Annotated in this window: 21 protein-coding genes and 1 other RNA gene; 10 read left to right on the top strand and 12 right to left on the bottom strand. The window is 62.4% G+C overall.

What is annotated here, in order from left to right; translation table 11 throughout:
- The first annotated feature begins 201 nt into the window (after positions 1-201).
- From AAFO90_RS02400 to AAFO90_RS02390, 3 genes are all read left to right on the top strand, one after another.
- On the top strand, positions 202-411 hold the full coding sequence (locus AAFO90_RS02400) for a DUF1127 domain-containing protein (RefSeq protein WP_347508375.1): 210 nt from the start codon (positions 202-204) through the stop codon (positions 409-411).
- Positions 412-616: 205 nt separating this feature from the next.
- Positions 617-1,393, top strand: coding sequence for a Bax inhibitor-1/YccA family protein (locus AAFO90_RS02395; RefSeq protein ID WP_065270782.1), 777 nt, complete (start codon positions 617-619; stop codon positions 1,391-1,393).
- Positions 1,394-1,519: 126 nt separating this feature from the next.
- Positions 1,520-1,993 carry a GNAT family N-acetyltransferase gene (locus tag AAFO90_RS02390; RefSeq protein ID WP_065270783.1) on the top strand — a complete coding sequence of 158 codons (474 nt, stop codon included), beginning with the start codon at positions 1,520-1,522 and terminating at the stop codon, positions 1,991-1,993.
- 40 nt (positions 1,994-2,033) lie between these two features.
- Here AAFO90_RS02390 and AAFO90_RS02385 read toward each other — a convergent pair whose 3' ends face one another.
- The 8 genes from AAFO90_RS02385 to AAFO90_RS02350 form a co-directional block, all read right to left on the bottom strand.
- Complete coding sequence (locus AAFO90_RS02385) at positions 2,034-2,447, bottom strand: hypothetical protein (protein ID WP_065270784.1); 414 nt, start codon at positions 2,445-2,447, stop codon at positions 2,034-2,036.
- Between the two features lie 233 nt (positions 2,448-2,680).
- Positions 2,681-2,848 carry a 50S ribosomal protein L33 gene (gene rpmG / locus AAFO90_RS02380; protein ID WP_065270785.1) on the bottom strand — a complete coding sequence of 56 codons (168 nt, stop codon included), beginning with the start codon at positions 2,846-2,848 and terminating at the stop codon, positions 2,681-2,683.
- A 109-nt stretch (positions 2,849-2,957) separates the two neighbouring features.
- Positions 2,958-3,370, bottom strand: an RNA gene (rnpB, locus tag AAFO90_RS02375) — RNase P RNA component class A.
- Positions 3,371-3,430: 60 nt separating this feature from the next.
- Positions 3,431-4,147, bottom strand: coding sequence for an N-acetylmuramoyl-L-alanine amidase (locus AAFO90_RS02370; RefSeq protein WP_347508374.1), 717 nt, complete (start codon positions 4,145-4,147; stop codon positions 3,431-3,433).
- Positions 4,147-4,923, bottom strand: a complete 777-nt coding sequence (locus tag AAFO90_RS02365; protein ID WP_274838626.1) for a hypothetical protein — start codon at positions 4,921-4,923, stop codon at positions 4,147-4,149. The genes AAFO90_RS02370 and AAFO90_RS02365 overlap by 1 nt, the downstream gene beginning before the upstream one ends.
- 51 nt (positions 4,924-4,974) lie before the next feature.
- Positions 4,975-6,462, bottom strand: a complete 1,488-nt coding sequence (gene gatA / locus AAFO90_RS02360) for an Asp-tRNA(Asn)/Glu-tRNA(Gln) amidotransferase subunit GatA (RefSeq protein WP_347508373.1) — start codon at positions 6,460-6,462, stop codon at positions 4,975-4,977.
- A gap of 3 nt (positions 6,463-6,465) precedes the next feature.
- Positions 6,466-6,753, bottom strand: a complete 288-nt coding sequence (gatC, locus tag AAFO90_RS02355; RefSeq protein ID WP_065270789.1) for an Asp-tRNA(Asn)/Glu-tRNA(Gln) amidotransferase subunit GatC — start codon at positions 6,751-6,753, stop codon at positions 6,466-6,468.
- Between the two features lie 122 nt (positions 6,754-6,875).
- Complete coding sequence (locus AAFO90_RS02350; protein ID WP_347508372.1) at positions 6,876-7,508, bottom strand: periplasmic heavy metal sensor; 633 nt, start codon at positions 7,506-7,508, stop codon at positions 6,876-6,878.
- Positions 7,509-7,697: 189 nt separating this feature from the next.
- Here AAFO90_RS02350 and AAFO90_RS02345 point away from each other — a divergent pair, with 189 nt between their 5' ends.
- The gene (locus tag AAFO90_RS02345) at positions 7,698-8,390 is read left to right on the top strand and encodes a metal-dependent hydrolase (RefSeq protein ID WP_347508371.1); all 693 of its coding nucleotides are present in this window, start codon (positions 7,698-7,700) and stop codon (positions 8,388-8,390) included.
- Here AAFO90_RS02345 and AAFO90_RS02340 read toward each other — a convergent pair.
- From AAFO90_RS02340 to AAFO90_RS02330, 3 genes are all read right to left on the bottom strand, one after another.
- Positions 8,387-8,995 (bottom strand): DNA-3-methyladenine glycosylase I, encoded by a 609-nt coding sequence (locus AAFO90_RS02340; protein WP_347508370.1) that lies wholly within the window; start codon positions 8,993-8,995, stop codon positions 8,387-8,389. The two genes, AAFO90_RS02345 and AAFO90_RS02340, sit on opposite strands and share 4 nt — an antisense overlap.
- A gap of 70 nt (positions 8,996-9,065) precedes the next feature.
- Entirely contained in the window at positions 9,066-9,926 is an 861-nt protein-coding gene (locus AAFO90_RS02335) for an aminoglycoside phosphotransferase family protein (protein WP_347508369.1), read from the bottom strand.
- Positions 9,927-9,934: 8 nt separating this feature from the next.
- Positions 9,935-10,384, bottom strand: coding sequence for a nucleoside deaminase (locus AAFO90_RS02330; protein ID WP_065270794.1), 450 nt, complete (start codon positions 10,382-10,384; stop codon positions 9,935-9,937).
- Between the two features lie 61 nt (positions 10,385-10,445).
- Here AAFO90_RS02330 and AAFO90_RS02325 point away from each other — a divergent pair, with 61 nt between their 5' ends.
- From AAFO90_RS02325 to AAFO90_RS02305, 5 genes are all read left to right on the top strand, one after another.
- Positions 10,446-11,573, top strand: a complete 1,128-nt coding sequence (locus AAFO90_RS02325) for a pseudouridine synthase (RefSeq protein ID WP_347508368.1) — start codon at positions 10,446-10,448, stop codon at positions 11,571-11,573.
- Between the two features lie 164 nt (positions 11,574-11,737).
- Positions 11,738-12,652: a 5-bromo-4-chloroindolyl phosphate hydrolysis family protein gene (locus AAFO90_RS02320; RefSeq protein WP_347508367.1), complete on the top strand. Its 915-nt coding sequence runs from the start codon at positions 11,738-11,740 to the stop codon at positions 12,650-12,652.
- Positions 12,653-12,677: 25 nt separating this feature from the next.
- Positions 12,678-13,868, top strand: a complete 1,191-nt coding sequence (locus AAFO90_RS02315) for a toxic anion resistance protein (RefSeq protein WP_065270796.1) — start codon at positions 12,678-12,680, stop codon at positions 13,866-13,868.
- A gap of 124 nt (positions 13,869-13,992) precedes the next feature.
- A complete protein-coding gene (locus tag AAFO90_RS02310) occupies positions 13,993-14,859 on the top strand; it encodes a DUF2927 domain-containing protein (RefSeq protein WP_347508379.1) in 867 nt (288 codons plus the stop codon).
- A gap of 63 nt (positions 14,860-14,922) precedes the next feature.
- On the top strand, positions 14,923-16,074 hold the full coding sequence (locus tag AAFO90_RS02305) for an SPFH domain-containing protein (RefSeq protein ID WP_065270797.1): 1,152 nt from the start codon (positions 14,923-14,925) through the stop codon (positions 16,072-16,074).
- Positions 16,075-16,149: 75 nt separating this feature from the next.
- On the opposite strand, the gene AAFO90_RS02300 is transcribed toward AAFO90_RS02305, so the two are convergent.
- Complete coding sequence (locus AAFO90_RS02300; protein ID WP_274828326.1) at positions 16,150-16,527, bottom strand: CZB domain-containing protein; 378 nt, start codon at positions 16,525-16,527, stop codon at positions 16,150-16,152.
- 241 nt (positions 16,528-16,768) lie between these two features.
- Here AAFO90_RS02300 and AAFO90_RS02295 point away from each other — a divergent pair, with 241 nt between their 5' ends.
- Positions 16,769-17,854 (top strand): TFIIB-type zinc finger domain-containing protein, encoded by a 1,086-nt coding sequence (locus AAFO90_RS02295; protein WP_347508366.1) that lies wholly within the window; start codon positions 16,769-16,771, stop codon positions 17,852-17,854.
- Positions 17,855-17,942 lie beyond the last annotated feature (88 nt).

Genomic DNA, 17,942 nt, shown 5'->3' with positions numbered 1-17,942 from the left:
GCGCAAGGCGGACCCAGACCTCATCTGTCAACACAAACCGCTCTTCGTTCATTCAAACCTCCATTTTGGAAGCTTGAATCAGATTTCAGCCAGCTTGGGAATCCTGAATGTCCACAGACCCTAATCACACTCCCCCATATACATCAACAGAATTGATACTGACCCACGATACCATCACGAACGAAAGAAAGGACAAGAGACATGACCTACATCTCCACCACCTCGGTCAGCCCAAAACCCCGCCGCAGCCTCGCGGATCGCATCAAGGGCGCATTCGCTCTGACCCGCCAGCGGCGCGCGCTGGCAAAACTGGACGCTGAGGCGCTGGCAGACATCGGCATCAGCCGCAACGCCGCCAAGGAAGAGGCCCGCCGCCCGTTCTGGGACGCACCGGATTCCTGGACGCGCTGACAGAGACCTCACAGATGACAAATGACGACTGAAGGCGCACCCGCTGGAATGGTGCGCCTTTTCATGTTTTTGCGGCAAATCTTTTCATCGCAGACTTGAACCGTATGGGCTTTGCCCCGATATTTGACGGGAATGTTGCGCACGGCCTCTGAACCGGCCGTTCCGCGCGACTGGGGAGACTTTTTGTAAACGGAGACCATGATACATGGCACAGTTTGACACCATTCGCTCTACAGCAGGCGCACGCACTGCCGAGATCGATGCGGGCCTGCGCGCCCATATGAACAAAGTCTACGGCACCATGTCCGTGGGCACGTTCATCACCTTTCTGGCCGCCTGGGCCATCGCGGGCCTCGCGGTGACAACCGATCCGTCGGCCGCCTCTGCACAGCTGAGCGCCGACAAATACCTGACCAGCCTGGGCTATGCGATCTACGCGTCGCCGCTGAAGTGGGTGATCATGTTCGCGCCGCTCGCCTTCGTGTTCGGCTTTGGCGCCGCCATCAACCGCCTGTCGGCCTCGGCCGCGCAGCTGGTGTTCTACACCTTCGCAGCCGTCATGGGCCTGTCGATCAGCTCGATCTTCCTGGTTTTTACCGGTGAATCAATCGTTCAGGTATTCCTGATCACCGCCATCGCATTCGCGGGCCTTTCCCTGGTGGGTTACACCACCAAGAAAGACCTCTCTGCGATGGGTACCTTCCTGATCATGGGCCTGATCGGCCTGATCGTGGCCTCGGTGGTGAACATCTTCCTGGCGTCCTCCGCCATGGCCTTTGCCATCTCGGTGATCGGCGTTCTGATATTTGCAGGCCTCACCGCCTATGACACCCAGAACATCAAGAACACCTACCTGCAGATGGCCGAATCCGGCGACCAGGAGTGGCTGGGCAAAGCCGCGATCATGGGCGCCCTCAGCCTGTATCTGGACTTCATCAACCTCTTCATGATGCTGCTTCAGCTGCTTGGGAACCGCGAATAACGCCACCGGCCATACCAAGATTTCAGCAAGGGGCGGATCACAGCGATCCGCCCTTTCTTTATGCCTAGCCGTTTCTATTTTTTTTTTTTTGGCTGGGCCTTTTGAACGGACCACAGGATTTAGAAGATGAAGATTACCGATATCACTGCCCGTGACGCAGGGCGTATTGTTCCCTTGCTGCGGGACCTCCATGCACAGCACGCGGAAGAACAACCCCTCCGCTACCCGTCTGCCCCGGCGGACAGTGACATTGCAGACTGGCTGTCAGACTGGATGGAAAAGGACGGGATACAGGCAATCGCCGCGCAAAGCCCCGCAGGCGCCCTGATGGGCTATGCTATCTATGAGATCGAAGACCAGCCTCACCTGCCGGTGATGCGCGGCGGCAAACGGATCCAGTTGCATCATATTGCCGTGGATCCGCCATTCCGCCGTCTGGGAGTTGGTCAAGCACTGGTGACAGAAGTGAAATCCCGCTGTCAGACACTTGGCATCGACACGTTGACCACAAGCTTTGCCGTCTTTGACACGGCCTCAGCCGGGCTGATGAGCAGCATGGGATTGCAGCCGGTTACGACCGTCGCGGAATGGCGCGCCTGAGGCTCATCTCCACAAGCCCCCAGACCAGCTGAGAGGCGGCTCAGGAGCAGCTTAGACCGGTGGCAAGGGCAACCGTGCCCCGGTCGCTGCCGAGCACCTGAACCTCGCCCGAGACGCTGCAGCCGCTTTCGCGCGCCGCAATGGTCTGGAAATCCGCAGGGGTCATGTCAGGCAGGTTGCCAATCACGCTATGCGCAGGGGCGCTGAGCACCGCGAGCCCGGTCGAGCCCGCCCGTACAACGGAGAGCGACAAGGCCCGCCCCTGCACCTCGACCCGCAGGGTCTGGCTGCCCGAGCGCGGCGCTGTCGCAGGCTGCTGAGTTCGACCAGCGGTCAGGGACAGCGGCCCAGCCATCACCGGCGCCGGAACCGGCACCACGCCCGCAATCGTCGCCTCCGGAGAGGGCGCCACGGCCACGGCAAAAACCACGCTGAACAAGATACGCCTGAACATACTATCACCCACTTGTCTCATTTACCCACGTAAACAAGTTACGACCGAAATGAGGCGAAAAGGGGAACTATCCTTTCGTACAGGCGGCTAAACTATTGGGTAATTTTTTCAAATTCGAACAAGCTCTCACCTGCCCTGCGCCTGCGACGACCGCCGAAAACCCGGCTCCAAACACGAAAAAGGGCCACGCGCGCGGCGTGACCCTTTTTGAAAATCCTGTATGCCGGATGGGCTTACTTGATTTTGCCTTCTTTGTACTCGACGTGCTTGCGCGCAACCGGATCGTATTTCCGGATGACCATTTTTTCGGTCATGGTGCGTGCGTTTTTCTTGGTCACGTAGAAGTGGCCCGTGCCCGCGGTCGAGTTCAGGCGGATCTTGATGGTCGTCGGCTTCGCCATGGTGCTTCTCCTGCGTCCGAAAAGGCAGGGGGCCTCTCGGTAAATTCCTATATGAGCGTGCGCTTTTACCTGCACTGCCCCCCAAGTCAATAGGATTCGGGGGGATATTTTGCGCAGAAGGCCTGTAAGCCGGATTCTGTCCCGAGACTTGCGCCTCATGGACGGCCATTCATCTGCGATACGCATTACTGCGTACCTCTAGCTGCCAACCCGGCCCTCTTGGCTAAAGCATGCCTAGCGGCGGTATCCCGTTGCCGGGACCTACCCGCGCGGGGGCCCTATTTGGCGTTGCTCCCGGTGGGGCTTGCCGTGCCGCCCCTGTTGCCAGGGGCGCGGTGGGCTCTTACCCCACCGTTTCACCCTTACCGCGCCCTGATCCGTTGCCGGGGGCACGGCGGTTTCATTTCTGTGGCGCTATCCGTCAGGTTGCCCTGCCCGGGCGTTACCCGGCACCGTTGCTTTAGGGAGTCCGGACTTTCCTCGCGGAGGGCGAGCCCCCAGCGCGGCCGTCCAGCCTTCTGCGCAGGGCTGCACCTAGGCCCTGGGGGCTGACAGGTCAAGGGTGGTTGCAGCCGGTCTCATTCAGACCCAGAGGTCTGCCTGGCCCAGCGGCGCGAAATCCTCCGCACAAAGCGCCCCGCGGGCCTGGGGACGATAGCGCAGCCGCACAGCTGCCAGCAGCGTCTCATCCTCCACCGGGGCGGTATATCCGATGTCGCGGGCATAGGCGCGGAAACGCGCCATATCGGCGCTCTCTGACTCCATCAGGCTCTGCCCTGCCGCCTCCGCTTGCGCTACCTGCCGGGCGAGCCCCTGACGGGCCAGCCGCGCCCAGTCGAACCGGGCACCCGGATCGCATTTGCGGCCCGGCGCCATGTCCGAATGGCCGATCACCGCCTCGGGCGCGATCTCCCAGCGGCGCAGGATATCGCCCAGCAGTTGCTCCAGCCGCGCCATCTGCGGTTCGGAGAACGGGTGATCGCCGCGATTGTCCAGCTCGATCCCGATGGACCGGGAATTGAGATCCTCCAGCCCGCACCATTCGCCCGCACCAGCGTGCCAGGCGCGCTGCGCCTCCTCGACCATCTGCCAGAGGGTGCCATCCTGTCCGATCAGGTAATGGGCCGACACCTCGACCGCAGGATCACACAGCCGCTGCAGGGCAGCCTCAGCCGTCTCCATTGCTGTGTAGTGCAGAACCACGAAAGCCGGCGTCAGACCGTCACGACGCGGACCGAAATTGGGGCTGGGATGCCAGATCGCCCCGGCCTCATCCCCTGCCCTGTCAGTTCCGGACATCAGGAGTCTTCGCGCAGGACCAGACGATAGGGGGACGGGTCCCAGCCGCAGGCATAGCCATCCCCATCCGGGTCCAGCGCGTAGCGGTCGCGTTTGGGGCCGCCCGCCTCAAGAAACGCCACTTGGGCCAGCTCGGGCGAAGCATAGCCTGCGCAATTACGCGACGAGCGGGCCTTGAGGTTGATACCCGTGCGGCTGAAGATGCGGTTGCCCGGCGGGTTGGAAGTGCTGAGCGCGTATTGCACGATATTTGGATCCCGGTTGCCCGCAGAGACCGTGGGCAGCGCCGTCGGCTCCACCACCTGATACTGGGCGCGCTGCCGTTTCAGACGCTCGGCATCGCTTTCGATGGTCTGGCGCGACGACACCGCATCAAAGCTGTTTTCGTCCGACAGACGCGGGTTGCCACCGACAATCTGCGGCGCAGGGTTGTCCGGGCTTGCTTCAAGCGGCGCCTGACCAGAGTTGGCCCGCGCCGCACTCAGGGCTGCTGCCGTTTCGCGAGCGATATCGGCATTGCTGCCAGTGCCAACCGAGGCTCCAGCCGCAGCGACCGAGGTGGCTCCGCTCTGATCTGTCGGCATCGCCAGGGGCGCGCCGACAACCTGAGGCGAGGGGATCAGTGGATCGCCGTTGATCGTGGTGCCCTGCGCCGGACGGGCGGCGAAGGGATCGCCGTCCACGCCCACCCCGGCCGCGCTGTCCGGCACTGGCGGGCTGCAAGCTGCAAGGGCCAGAAGACTGCCAGCGGCGGCGAGGGAGACGAAGACGCGCATCGGGATCACCTGTTTATGGTCGTATGGTTCATGCTCTTGTTTGAGCCGGTTTTACCACCATTTCCCCGGCTTTGCCACAAACCCGGCGGCCTGCTCCAGCGCATAGGCGGTGTTCAGCAGATCGCCCTCTTCCCAGGGGCGGCCGATCAGCTGCAGGCCCAGCGGCAGACCCTGTGCATCGACACCCGCAGGCACAGAGATGCCCGGCAGGCCCGCAAGGTTCACAGTGACGGTAAAGACGTCATTGAGGTACATCTGTACCGGATCCGCATCGGTCATTTCACCCAGCCCAAAAGCAGCAGAGGGCGTCGCCGGTGTCAGGATCGCGTCCACGCCTGCGGCAAAGACATCTTCGAAGTCCTTCTTGATCAGGGTGCGAACGCGGCGGGCGCGGTTGTAATAGGCATCATAGAAGCCTGCCGACAGCACATAGGTGCCGACCATCACGCGGCGCTGCACCTCGTGGCCAAAGCCTTCGGCGCGGGTCTTTTCGTACATCTCGGTGATGCCGTCGCCAGCCTCCAGCGTGGCGCGGTGGCCGTAGCGCACCCCGTCATAGCGTGCGAGGTTCGACGAGGCTTCGGCCGGGGCGATCACGTAATAGGCAGGCAGCGCGTATTTGGTGTGCGGCAGCGAGATGTCGACGATCTCGGCGCCCGCGTCCTTCAGCATGGCAGTACCATCGGCCCAGAGCTTTTCGATCTCGGCGGGCATGCCGTCCATGCGGTACTCTTTCGGGATACCGATTTTCTTGCCCTTGATGTCGCCGGTCAGCATCGCCTCGAAATTCGGCACGGCCAGATCGGCGCTAGTGCTGTCCTTGGGATCATGCCCGGCCATGGCTTCCAGCATGATTGCCGCGTCACGCACCGATTTGGTCATCGGTCCGGCCTGATCCAGCGAGGAGGCAAAGGCCACGATGCCCCAGCGCGAGCAGCGCCCGTAGGTGGGTTTGATGCCGACGGTGCCGGTAAAGGCCGCAGGCTGACGGATCGAGCCGCCGGTGTCAGTGCCGGTGGCCGCAAGGCACAGGTCTGCCGCCACGGCAGCCGCAGAGCCGCCCGAGGAGCCGCCCGGTGTCAGCTTGGCATCGCTGCCGTCACGCCGCCAGGGGCTGACCACATCGCCATAGGCAGAGGTTTCGTTGGACGAGCCCATGGCGAATTCGTCCATGTTCAGTTTGCCCAGCATCACGGAACCGGCATCGACCAGTTTCTGCGAAACGGTCGACTCATACTCGGGCTTGAAGCCTTTAAGGATGTTGGAGGCCGCCTGGCTGTCCACGCCCTTGGTGCAGAACAGATCCTTGATCCCGACCGGCAGGCCGCACATGGCAGGCGCATCGCCTTCCTTGATGCGGGTATCGGCTGCCTTTGCGCGCTCCAGCGCGATCTCAGGCGTCTTGTGCACGAAGGCGTTCAGCGCATCGGCGCCTTCGATTGCCTTCAGGCAGGCTTCGGTCAGCTCGACTGAGGTAGTGTCGCCTTTGCGCAGGGCATCGCGGGCCTCGGCCAGGCCCAGTTTGTTCAGATCGCTCATGTCTTACTCCACCACCTTGGGGACCGCAAAGAAGCCCTCGCGGGCGTCGGGGGCATTGGCCAGGATCTTGTCCTGCTGATTGCCGTCATTGACCACATCCTCGCGCCGTTTCAGACGCTGCGGCGTGACCGAGGTCATCGGCTCGACCCCTTCCACGTCCACTTCGTTCAGCTGTTCGATGAACCCAAGGATGGTGTTGAACTCGTCTGCCAGCGCAGGCAGCGCGTCCTCTTCGACCTTGATCCGGGCCAGTTTGGCCACTTTGGCGGCAGTGCTTTGGTCAATCGACATGGAAACCCTCATCTCGTGTTACAGACGCGTTTACCGCCGCACCGTCCGCGCCGCAAGCGGGTCTGCACCGAAAACGGGTGTCTATGCCCTCCCCGGCCAAAGGCTGAGGAGCGCAGGAGCGCTCATTCGCAGTTATTGTGCATCCGCCACATCGCGGGGTCATGGCCATCCGGCACCACGTCGCAAGGATCAGCCGCGTAGCCGCGCAAGCGATTATAGGCGGCGATCTGTTCGCCCGAGAGAAACTGAACCGTCTGCAAATGCCGGTACAGATGAACGTACCGCAGATCTGCCCGCGCCGCGCCTGCTTCGGAAACCAGACGCCGCAGCTGGTCGGCATCGGGGTTCCCCGACGCAAAGGCCTGATCAAGACGTTCTTCGGCTGCAATGAAGACCTCTGCGGCCTGCTGCGCCTCGGCGGCCATTTCGCGATGGATCTGGCGCACCTGCTCGATCTGCGCCCCGCTCAGCCCGATCTGCGGCGCCAGTTCCAGAAGATGTGCAGGCCCGGGCCAGCCGTTCAGTTCCGCCGGAAGGGCAAAGCCCCAGCCTTTGCCCGCGCGCAATTCTGCGATGTCCGCATCCGAAAGGCTTTTGATTCGCCGGGTTTGCTGCCCGGCATAGGGTTGCGCGTCATCACCCTGATGCTGCTGGTGCCCCTGGTGCCCTCCCGCGCCCTCGGCATGGCCGGGCGCAGCGGATATCGGCGCAAGTGCCAGCAGGCTCAGAAGAACGGTGGCCTTCGACCCGATCATTGTCACAGCACTGCCTCCCATCATGTTCTGACGCCCATGAGGGCACATTCACCGCTAGAGCACAAGTTTGCTGCGAAACACTGCGGACCGGGTGCCCCTGACCGGGCCTGCAGGACAGCAAACCGATGGAAACAGGCATTCAGCGTGCTAGGGTAAGAGCAGACAAATCAAGGAATTGGGAGAGACACCATGAAGATCATCTGGCTGGGCCACGGCAGTTTCCGTTTTGAAACCGAAGGAAAGGTGCTGCTGTTGGACCCCTGGCTGACCGGCAACCCCAGCCTGCCCGAGGACCAGCATGATGCCGCCATCGAAGGCGCCACCCATATCATCCTGACCCACGTGCATTTCGACCATGTGGTCGATGTGCTGCCGCTGGCGAAGAAGCTTAACATTCCCGTGGTTGGCCAATATGACATCATGGGCTTCTGGGGCGAAGCCGAAGGGGTCGAAACCGTCGGCTTCAACAAGGGTGGAACCGTCGATCTGGGCGGGCCGAAACTGTCGATGGTGCCTGCTTCGCACAGTTCGACCTTTGCCACCCCCGAAGGCCCGCGCACCGGTGGGTCGGAAGTCGGCTATGTGCTGCAGGCCGAGGGCAAGACGATCTATATTTCCGGCGACACCGCGATCATGGCAGACATGGACTGGATCGGGGATTACTACAAACCCGATATCGGCATTCTCTGTGCTGGCGGTCACTTCACCATGGACATGAAGCAGGCGGCCTATGCGGCCAAGCGCTACTTCGACTTCAAGACGGTAATCCCCTGCCACTACAAGACCTTCCCCCTGCTGGAGCAATCCGCAGAGGATCTGAGCGCAGGCCTGCCCGGGGTCGAAGTGATCGAACCTGAGGTGATGACAGCGCTTGAGGTCTAAACCGACTTTGTGAACGCCGCCCGCGCGCGGGCGGCCTTTTCTCTGCAGCAGCAGCCCAGCGCGTGGTCATTGATCAGCCCCATCGCCTGCATGAAGGCAAAAACGGTGGTGGGGCCGACAAACTTCCAGCCACGTTTCTTCAGCGCCTTTGACAGCGCCACGGAGTCCGGGCTGGTCGATTGCGTCTGCGGCTCGGGCAGGCTCTGCGGATCCGGCTCAAAGCTCCAGAAAAACGCGGCGAGCGATCCGGCCTCCTTAACCAACTCCTGCGCGCGCTTTGCATTATTGATCACGGCTTCGATCTTGCCCCGGTGGCGGATGATCCCAGCATCCTGCAACAGGCGCTCCGCATCCGCATCGGTGTATGTGGCGATGACATTCCAATCAAAGCCCGCGAAAGCGGCGCGAAAATTCTCGCGCTTGGCCAGAATGGTGCGCCAGCTAAGGCCGGACTGGAAACTTTCAAGACAGATCTTTTCGAACAACCGGATATCGTCGCCCACCGGATAGCCCCATTCCGCATCATGATAGGCGTCAAATTCAGGTGCGCTGGCACTCCAGCCGCAGCGGGCAAGCCCATCTTCCCCTACGACAATCGCGGACATCGCCTTCCTCCCGGCTCGACCAATGAAACAAAAAGCGAACATGTCATGGTGTGCATGGGCCGTCCAGTGCCTAAACGCGCGACAGGTCTTGCCCCGTCGCGCAAGACAGCAGCGCCGCCAGCAGGTCCAGTTCATCATCCTGCGCCAACCGCCCTTTACTGCGCCAGGCAATGGAGAGCGCGCATTTGACCGCTGCCCATTGCAAAAGACGCTGACGATCCACCGCAAATCCTACTGACCAGAGATCGGCCAGCATCCCGATCCGACGCGGGTCGCGGGTCAAATCGGGGTTCCCATAGGGATGGCGAAAGGCATTGGCCAACTCGTAGGTCCGCTCTCCAACGATCCCCTTGGCATCAAAGGCGCAATACCCGCGCGGCGCCTTCATCACGTTGCCATGATGCAGATCACCGTGCAGCGGGCGCACATCTACCTGCGTGTTGAGAAGTTCGCGGGCCAGGGTCTGACACGCGGCAATCGCCGCCGTATCCCCCGCCGGGCAACTTTGTGCAGGTTTCAGACGGAACAGCGCATCAAGACGGTCTTCCAGCCGGGGATAGCCCTCTGGCGCCTGCCCCGTGCCGGGATGCAGGCCAGAGGCGACCCTCACCAGTTCGCGTGCAGCCATTTCGTCCTCCCCGGCGATTGCAACATCGGCAAGCGACGGCCCCTCCAGCCATTCGACCAGGGCGGCATCCGGGCGCAGGTCATAGACCTGGGCCGCGCAACTCTCGGGCGCAGCTTGCAGAAACCGAAACCCACTGGCCTCGCTGCCCATCCCCCGGGCGCCATAGTATTTCAACACCGCAGCACCGCCCCCGGCGCGGGTGACTTTCCACAGGCTGGCGATGGCGGTGGTCGCGATCCATTCCGGTGCCGTCACCCTGAACGCGACAAGGACCTCTTCTGGCGGTTTCTCCTGCTCCTGCATCCCGGTCCCTATCGTTTTGCGGTGAAGAACTCTTTCAGAATGGCAGCACAGTCCGCTTCGGCAATCCCTTCGTAGACCTCGGGCACGTGGTGCGCCTGCGGGTGTGAAAACACGCAGGCCCCATGGGCAACGCCGCCGGATTTGGGATCAGAGGCGCCGTAGTAGACCCGCGCGATACGCGCCGCTGCGATGGCCGCCGCACACATGGCGCAGGGCTCCAGCGTCACATAGAGATCATATCCCGTCAGTCGCTCCCCTCCCGCTGCGGCGCAGGCGGCGCGGATCGCCAGGATCTCGGCGTGGGCGGTGGGATCGTTCAGCTCCCGAGTGCGGTTTCCGGCCCGCGCCGCGACCGTCCCGTCCGGCGCAATCAGAACCGCGCCCACCGGCACCTCGCCGCGCGCGGCGGCAGCGCGGGCCTCTTCCAGGGCAAGTGTCATGTGAGAACGGAAAACCATGGCCTTCCCTGCCGTAGAATGCCCGCTTTCGCAAGACGCCGGAATGCTCTATGGCGATGGGATGAGCAAAACACCCGCATCCCCCAAGCGCCCGCACCGCCCCAAAGGCCCGGCAGGCAAAGCCGCGAAACCGTCGCGTCCCGACGCCACTGCAGGCGACAAGAGCACGGGCACGCCCGAAGGTGACCGGATCGCCAAGGTTCTGTCGCGGGCCGGCGTTGCCTCGCGGCGCGAGGCCGAGCGGATGATCGCCGAGGGGCGGGTTGCGGTGAATGGCAAGGTGATCGACAGCCCCGCGCTGAACGTCACGGCGCGGGACCGGATCCTAATCGACGGCCAGCCCCTGCCCGAGGCAGAAGCGCCGCGCCTGTGGCTTTACCACAAACCCGCCGGACTGGTGACCACCACCAGCGACGAGATGGGCCGCAAGACCATCTTTGACGAACTTCCCGAGGATCTGCCGCGGGTGATGACCGTGGGCCGGCTTGACCTCAATTCCGAAGGGCTGCTGCTCCTGACCAACGATGGCGGCATCAAGCGCAAGCTGGAACTGCCCTCAACCGGCTGGCTGCGCCGCTACCGGGTGCGTATCAAGGGCCGCCCGCAAGAAACGGATTTCGAACCGCTGCGCAAAGGGCTGGTGATCGACGGCGAGAGCTTCCAGCCCATGACCGTGGCGCTGGACCGTCAACAGGGCGCAAACGCCTGGCTAACCGTGGGGCTGCGCGAGGGCAAGAACCGCGAAATCCGCCGCGCGATGGAGGATATCGGGTTTTCCGTCAACCGCCTGCTGCGCCTGTCTTATGGCCCCTTCCAGCTCGGCAATCTGAAACCCGGTGAAGTCGAAGAACTGCGCCCCCGTGTGATCCGCGATCAGCTTGGCCTCGAAGACGACACCGAGGAGGCGACCACCAGCGAGCGCCCCCAGCGGCGCAAACCGATGCGCGGCAAGCGCCCCGGTGGCCGCAAACCTGCGGCAGACGCCCCTGCCCCCTATAGCGGCGGCGGCGCTGGCAAACCGCGTGGCAAATCGCAGGCCAAGCCACAAGGAGCCCCGACGGGCAAATCCGGCCATACTGGCGGCGGCAAACCTGGACAGCCCGGCAAACCGGATACCCGCGGCAAGGGACGCGGCGCCAATGGCGCAAAGCCCGGCAATCGTCCAATCGGCAAGAATCCCCGCCGCTGAGGCATTTGCCCGACACTTCCCCCTAGCAAGGCGGCCTGCAATCCCTTAGATTTCAGGCATGTAAATCGTGTCATGGGGGAACCCGCGTGCAGAAAGTCGCCTTCGCCGCCCTGCTTGTTCTGATGTTCGGACTGAGCACCGGATGGATTGTGGGAGGCTGATCCATGGCACAGAGGTATGGCGGCAAATACAGCCCCGATGGCGCCGGTGATCCGGTCGCCTTGGGTGACACATCCCCGCCAACGGGCAAAACCAATTCCTTTCGCAGCGCACAGGTCGATCCTGTCGGCGCCCGTGCCAACACCATGTTCGTGCCTGGAGGCGTGCTGCTGATCCTGTCGCTGAACGACGGGGCCACGGGTCTGGCGCTTGGCGGGATTGCAGCTGCCCTCTGGACCGGGGCCGCCTTTCTTCTGCGCGAAGGGTTGCGGGCCGAAACCGCCTTTGCTGCGCGCCGTGTCGCGCGCAAACCGGCCTTGCCGCGCAAGATCCTCGCCTCGGTTTTGACCGGCGCCGGGGCCGCGCTGGCCGCCTGGAAGGCAGAACCGGGGATCATGATCGCCGCCGTCTACGGGCTGGCAGCCACCGGCCTGCATCTGGCCGCCTTTGGCCTTGACCCTTTGCAGGACAAGGGCGTGGAGGGCGTGGACGATTTCCAGCAAAGCCGCGTTGCCCGCGCCGTGGATGAGGCCGAAGCCTACCTTGACGCCATGCGGGACGCGGCGCTTAGGGCGCGTGACCGGCAGCTGGAGGCGCGTGTGGATCAGTTTCAGGCTGTCGCCCGGGACATGTTCCGCACCATAGAAGAAGACCCGCGCGACCTGACCGGTGCGCGCAAGTATCTGACCGTCTATCTGCAAGGCGCGCGCGATGCGACCATCAAATTCGCAGATATTTATGCCCGCAGCCAGGATCCGCAGGCCCGTAGTGACTACCTTGCCCTGCTGGAGGATCTGGAACAGAATTTTGCAGCCCGTACGCAAAAGATGCTGCTCGAAGACCGCAGTGACCTGACCATCGAAATCGACGTGCTGCGCGACCGCCTGCAGCGCGAAGGGGTCCGCCTGGACCGCAATTGACACTTTGACCCGAGGAACGCCACCGATGTCCGAGACCGTTCAGAAGAAAGCAATCGAAGCCGAGGCCATGGTCACGGAGGTGACGGGCGTCGCGCTTGCGGATCCCACGGGGGACATCCAGCCGCTGGAGCAGGCGGATGAAGTCACCAGCGAAGCGATCCGCAGCCGCATGGGCGAAATCGACATGAGCGACAGTAACTCGATCATCGGGTTCGGATCCGGCGCGCAGGCCGAATTGCAGACCATCAGTCAGGCGATGCTGGCCGATGTGCGCAACAAGGATGTCGGCCCCGCCGGGGACTCTCTGCGGGATATCGTCACCACGATCCGCGGCTTTTCCGTCTCGGAACTGGATGTACGTCGCAAACCCACCTTCTGGGAACGCCTGCTGGGCCGCGCCGCGCCCTTTGCAAAATTCACCGCGCGCTATGAGACCATCCAGGCGCAGATCGACAAGATCACCGATGATCTTCTTGGCCATGAACACGGGCTCCTGAAGGACATCAAATCGCTCGACATGCTGTATGAAAAGACGCTGGCCTTTTACGACGAGCTGGCGCTCTATATCGCGGCAGGCGAGGCCAAGCTCGGAGAGCTGGACAGCAGCGAAATTCCCGCGCTGGAAGAAGCCGTCGCAGCAGCCGCCGAAGCCGATCAGGTGATCCGCGCGCAGGAACTGCGCGATCTGCGCGCCGCCCGGGACGATCTGGAACGCCGGGTGCACGACCTGAAGCTGACCCGGCAGGTCACCATGCAGTCGCTGCCCTCGATCCGTCTGGTGCAGGAGAACGACAAATCGCTCGTGACCAAAATCAACTCAACACTGGTCAATACCGTGCCGCTCTGGGAAACCCAGCTGGCGCAGGCGGTCACCATCCAGCGCTCAGCCGAGGCTGCTGCCGCAGTGCGCGATGCCAATGATCTCACCAACGAGCTGCTGACCTCCAACGCGGCCAACCTGCGCGAAAGCAACAAGGCGATCCGGCAGGAAATGGAACGCGGTGTGTTCGATATCGAAGCGGTGAAACAGGCCAATGCGGATCTGATCGGCACCATTCAGGAAAGCCTGCAGATCGCCGATGAGGGCAAGGCCAAACGCGCCGCTGCCGAGGGCGAGCTGAAGAAGATGGAAGCCGAGCTGCGCGATACACTGGCCGCCGCCAAGGCGCGCCGCGATGGCATCGGAGACAATGCCGGCACAGCGGTTCCGTCCTGACCTGATGATCTGGCAAAAACGTCATAGGTCGGCGGCGATTTGTGCCGAAGGCAGCGCCGGGCGGGCAATATCCGCGCCTGTACGCCTTGCCGCGCTTTTGGGGTTGGGCCTGCTGTCGGCCTGCATGCCCATGGGCCGCAGCGAGTCCGTCGTGCCAAAACCACGTCCGGCTGCCATGGTCGCGCCCGCTGCGCCTTCGGCCGCCAGCGCAGAGTTGCGGCAATATTACCGTGTCCTGCAGCAGGACCTGCTGACGCGAGGCCTTTTGCGCACCGATGGCGGCGGACCCGATACGCCTTATGATGCCGAGGATCTGGCGGAAAACTTCGAAGCGATTTCCTTTTTCAACGAATACGCCGGGCGCGGTGGCGGCGCTACAGGCGGCCTGAGCCGCTGGTCCGGGCCAGTGCGTTTGCAAGCAGAATTCGGCCCCTCGATCCCTGAAAGCCAGCGCCGCGCCGATGGCGGGCGGGTTGCTGAATACGCGGCGCGGCTGGGCCGGATCACCGGCCACCCGGTTGCGGCGGTGGCGAAGCGCGGCAATTTCCACGTCATCTTTGCCAGCAAGGACGACAGCGCCTTTGTGGCCAAACGGGTCCGTGAACTGCTGCCCAATATCAGCCAGAACGATTTTCAGCTCTTCGTGAACCCGCCACGGACGCATTACTGCTTTGTCCTTGCCGGCGGCGCCCAGGGCAGCCCCTTCGACTATATTCGCGGCGTCGCGCTGATCCGCGCGGAGCATCCCGATCTGGTCCGGCAAAGCTGCATCCACGAGGAAATCGCACAAGGCCTGGGCCTGCTCAACGACAGCCCCCGGGCGCGCCCGTCGATTTTCAACGACGATGACGAATTCGCCTTTCTGACCAGCCATGACGAAAAGCTGTTGCAGATGCTGTATGATCCAAGACTGAAAACCGGGATGAGCGCCGAAGAAGCCCGCCCGATCACCCGCATTATCGCCCGCGAAATCATGGGACAGCCCCTGTAAGGTGGCCCTTGCGCCCATCGATGAGGCTCCCAGCAGGCACACCGTAGGAAGAGGACCTGAGATATGGGTATTTTCGACTTTCTCACCGGAGAGTTCATCGACGTCATTCACTGGGTCGATGACACCCGCGACACCATGGTCTGGCGGTTTGAACGCGAAGGCCATGAGATCAAATATGGCGCCAAGCTGACGGTGCGCGAAGGACAGGCAGCCGTGTTCGTGCACGAAGGCCAGCTGGCGGATGTCTTCACCCCCGGTCTCTATATGCTTGAGACCAACAACATGCCGGTGATGACGACGCTGCAGCACTGGGACCACGGGTTTCAGTCGCCCTTCAAATCCGAGGTCTATTTCGTCAGCACCACCCGGTTCAACGACCTGAAGTGGGGCACCAAGAATCCGATCATCTGTCGCGATCCGGAGTTCGGCCCTGTGCGTCTGCGCGCTTTTGGCAGCTACTCGGTGCGGGTGGTGGATCCGGCGCGCTTCCTGACCGAGATCGTCGGCACCGATGGCGAATTCACTATGGATGAAATCAGCTTCCAGATCCGCAACATCATCGTGCAGGAGTTCAGCCGCGTCGTTGCCAGCTCGGGCATTCCGGTGCTGGATATGGCCGCCAATACCGCCGATCTGGGCAAACTGGTCGCGGCCGAGATTTCCGCCACCGTGGCCGAATATGGCCTGGCGATCCCGGAGCTCTATATCGAGAACATCTCTCTTCCGCCTGCGGTCGAACAAGCCATGGACCGGCGCACCCAGATGGGGATCGTGGGCGATCTTGGCCAATACACCCAGTTCGCCGCTGCCGAGGCGATGGACGCTGCAGCCCGCACCCCGAACAGCGGCATGGGCGCCGGTTTGGGAATGGGGATGGGCATGGCGATGGCCCAGCAGATGGGCAATGCCATGTCGCAGGGTGCAGCGGGTCAGCCGTCAGGTCCCTGGGGCGCCCGTCCCGCGCCCGCTGCAGCGCCGATGGCCCCGCCGCCGCCCCCGGTCGAACACGTCTGGCATATCGCAGAAAACGGTCAGACCTCGGGGCCCTATTCCAAGGCGCGTCTCGGACGCATGGCGCAGGAAGGGCAGCTGAAGCGCGACACCCACGTCTGGACTCCCGGCCAGGATGGCTGGCAGCGGGCCGGTGATGTCGCCGAACTGGCGCAGCTTTTCACCATTCTGCCGCCTCCGCCCCCACCGCCTCCCGCGGGCTGAATTCGGGGCGCCAAGCGCGCGCTCCGAGCCTTGACTGTCGGCCTGACACAACTGAGCCGGGCCGACATGTCGTCACTATTGCAGGCTCTTGCGCCAGATCATCATGTGTTTAGTCAGTTCTTTAGTCTTCTCGTCAAACGGCTTGCCCAGATCCAGATCGTGTTTGGCCGCATCCAGATCGCCACGTTCGATCTTTTGTGCGATGGCGCCGGCAAATTGGTGGAACTCGGAATGCAGTTTCTTCGCACGCACATAGTTGGCATCCCCTGCCATACCGGCTTCCGTACTAGGCGAATGCAGCCACTGGCCGAATTTGCACTTGTCATCACAGCAGATGTCACGCGAAGGCGTTTCAAGTCTGCCGCTGATGGTGCCCGTGCGAAGGTGAAGTTTCCATGTGCTATGGGCCTTGATGGCTTCGGAAATCTCATCCTGGATAGCCGCTACAGACATACTCATACTCCTTGTTACTGAACACTTCTGCCGTAGCCCTTCACAGGTTAATCAAACATTAAGCTCACATCTCAACCCTCACCGTGAATTCCCCTTGATCGACTCGGTTCCGCCGGGAAACATAAATAAAAATCAATTAAATAAACAAAGACCGGAAAAAATCGTTACAATTTGAGAGAGCGCCGTGCCATCTTCCCCTCCTCCCCCTCCGCCTGCCACCGAAAACACTGATTCTGCCGCTGTGCCGGATGAAACCCATCGTTTTCCCTGCGAGCAATGTGGCGCCGATTACCGGTTCGACCCGCAATCCGGAACCCTGACCTGCAGCCATTGCGGCCATACCGAGGAGATCAACGGGGGCCCCTGGCGCGGCGGCGCCCTGCGCGAGTTGGACTTTCGCGCCGCGCTGGATCGTCAGCTGCCAGAGGCAGACATGGAAACCACGCGGGTTTCCAAATGCCCCAACTGCGCGGCCGAGGTGGAATTCGATCCCACCACCCACGCCCGCGAATGCCCATTCTGCGCAACGCCCGTGGTCACGGACACCGGCGAAAGCCGCCACATAAAACCCAAGGGCGTATTGCCTTTCTCCATCGACGAACGCGCGGGCCACAAAGCCATGACAGACTGGCTTGGCCGCCTGTGGTTCGCGCCAAACGGGTTGAAGGAATACGCCCGCAAGGGGCGCCGGATGGAGGGGATCTATGTCCCCTACTGGACCTATGACGCCGACACCCGCAGTTCCTACTCAGGCCAGCGCGGCACGGTCTACTACGTGACCGAAACCGTCATGGTCGATGGCAAACCGCAGGCCAAACAGGTCGCAAAGGTGCGCTGGCGACAGGTGTCAGGTCGGGTCAAACGCTTCTTTGACGATGTGCTGGTGCTGGCGTCGAAAAGCCTGCCCAAACGCTATACCGATGCGCTGGAACCCTGGGATCTGTCGGCGCTGGAGCCGTATCAACCGCAATATCTAGCCGGGTTCCGGGCCGAAGCCTATGCGATCTCTTTGCAGGACGGTTTTGAGGAGGCCCGCGCCCATATGGACCGGGTGATCGAACGGGATGTGCGGTTTGATATCGGCGGCGACCGTCAGCGAATCTCGCATATCGACACGCAAGTCTCAGACGTTACCTTCAAACACATTCTGCTGCCGGTGTGGCTGGCGGCCTATAAATACCGGGGCAAGACCTATCGTTTTGTGGTCAACGGACAATCCGGACGGGTTCAGGGCGAACGCCCCTACTCCGCCTGGAAAATCGCAGGTGCAGTTGCCGTCCTGGCTGTCCTGATCGCCGCAGCAATCTATATCGGGAACCAGCAGTAAACCTGCGACGTACAAGACCCCCGGACATGCCGATGCGCACAGCCCCGATCCGGGGCTATGCGCCACGTGTCGCCGGACTGCCCGGCAT

Origin of the sequence: Phaeobacter sp. CAU 1743, assembly GCF_039839315.1 — a bacterium.
GTDB classification, from domain to species: Bacteria; Pseudomonadota; Alphaproteobacteria; order Rhodobacterales; family Rhodobacteraceae; genus Phycobacter; species Phycobacter gallaeciensis_A.
The sequence above is the reverse complement of the archived record's forward strand: the minus strand, read 5'-3'. Positions and strand labels throughout refer to the sequence as shown.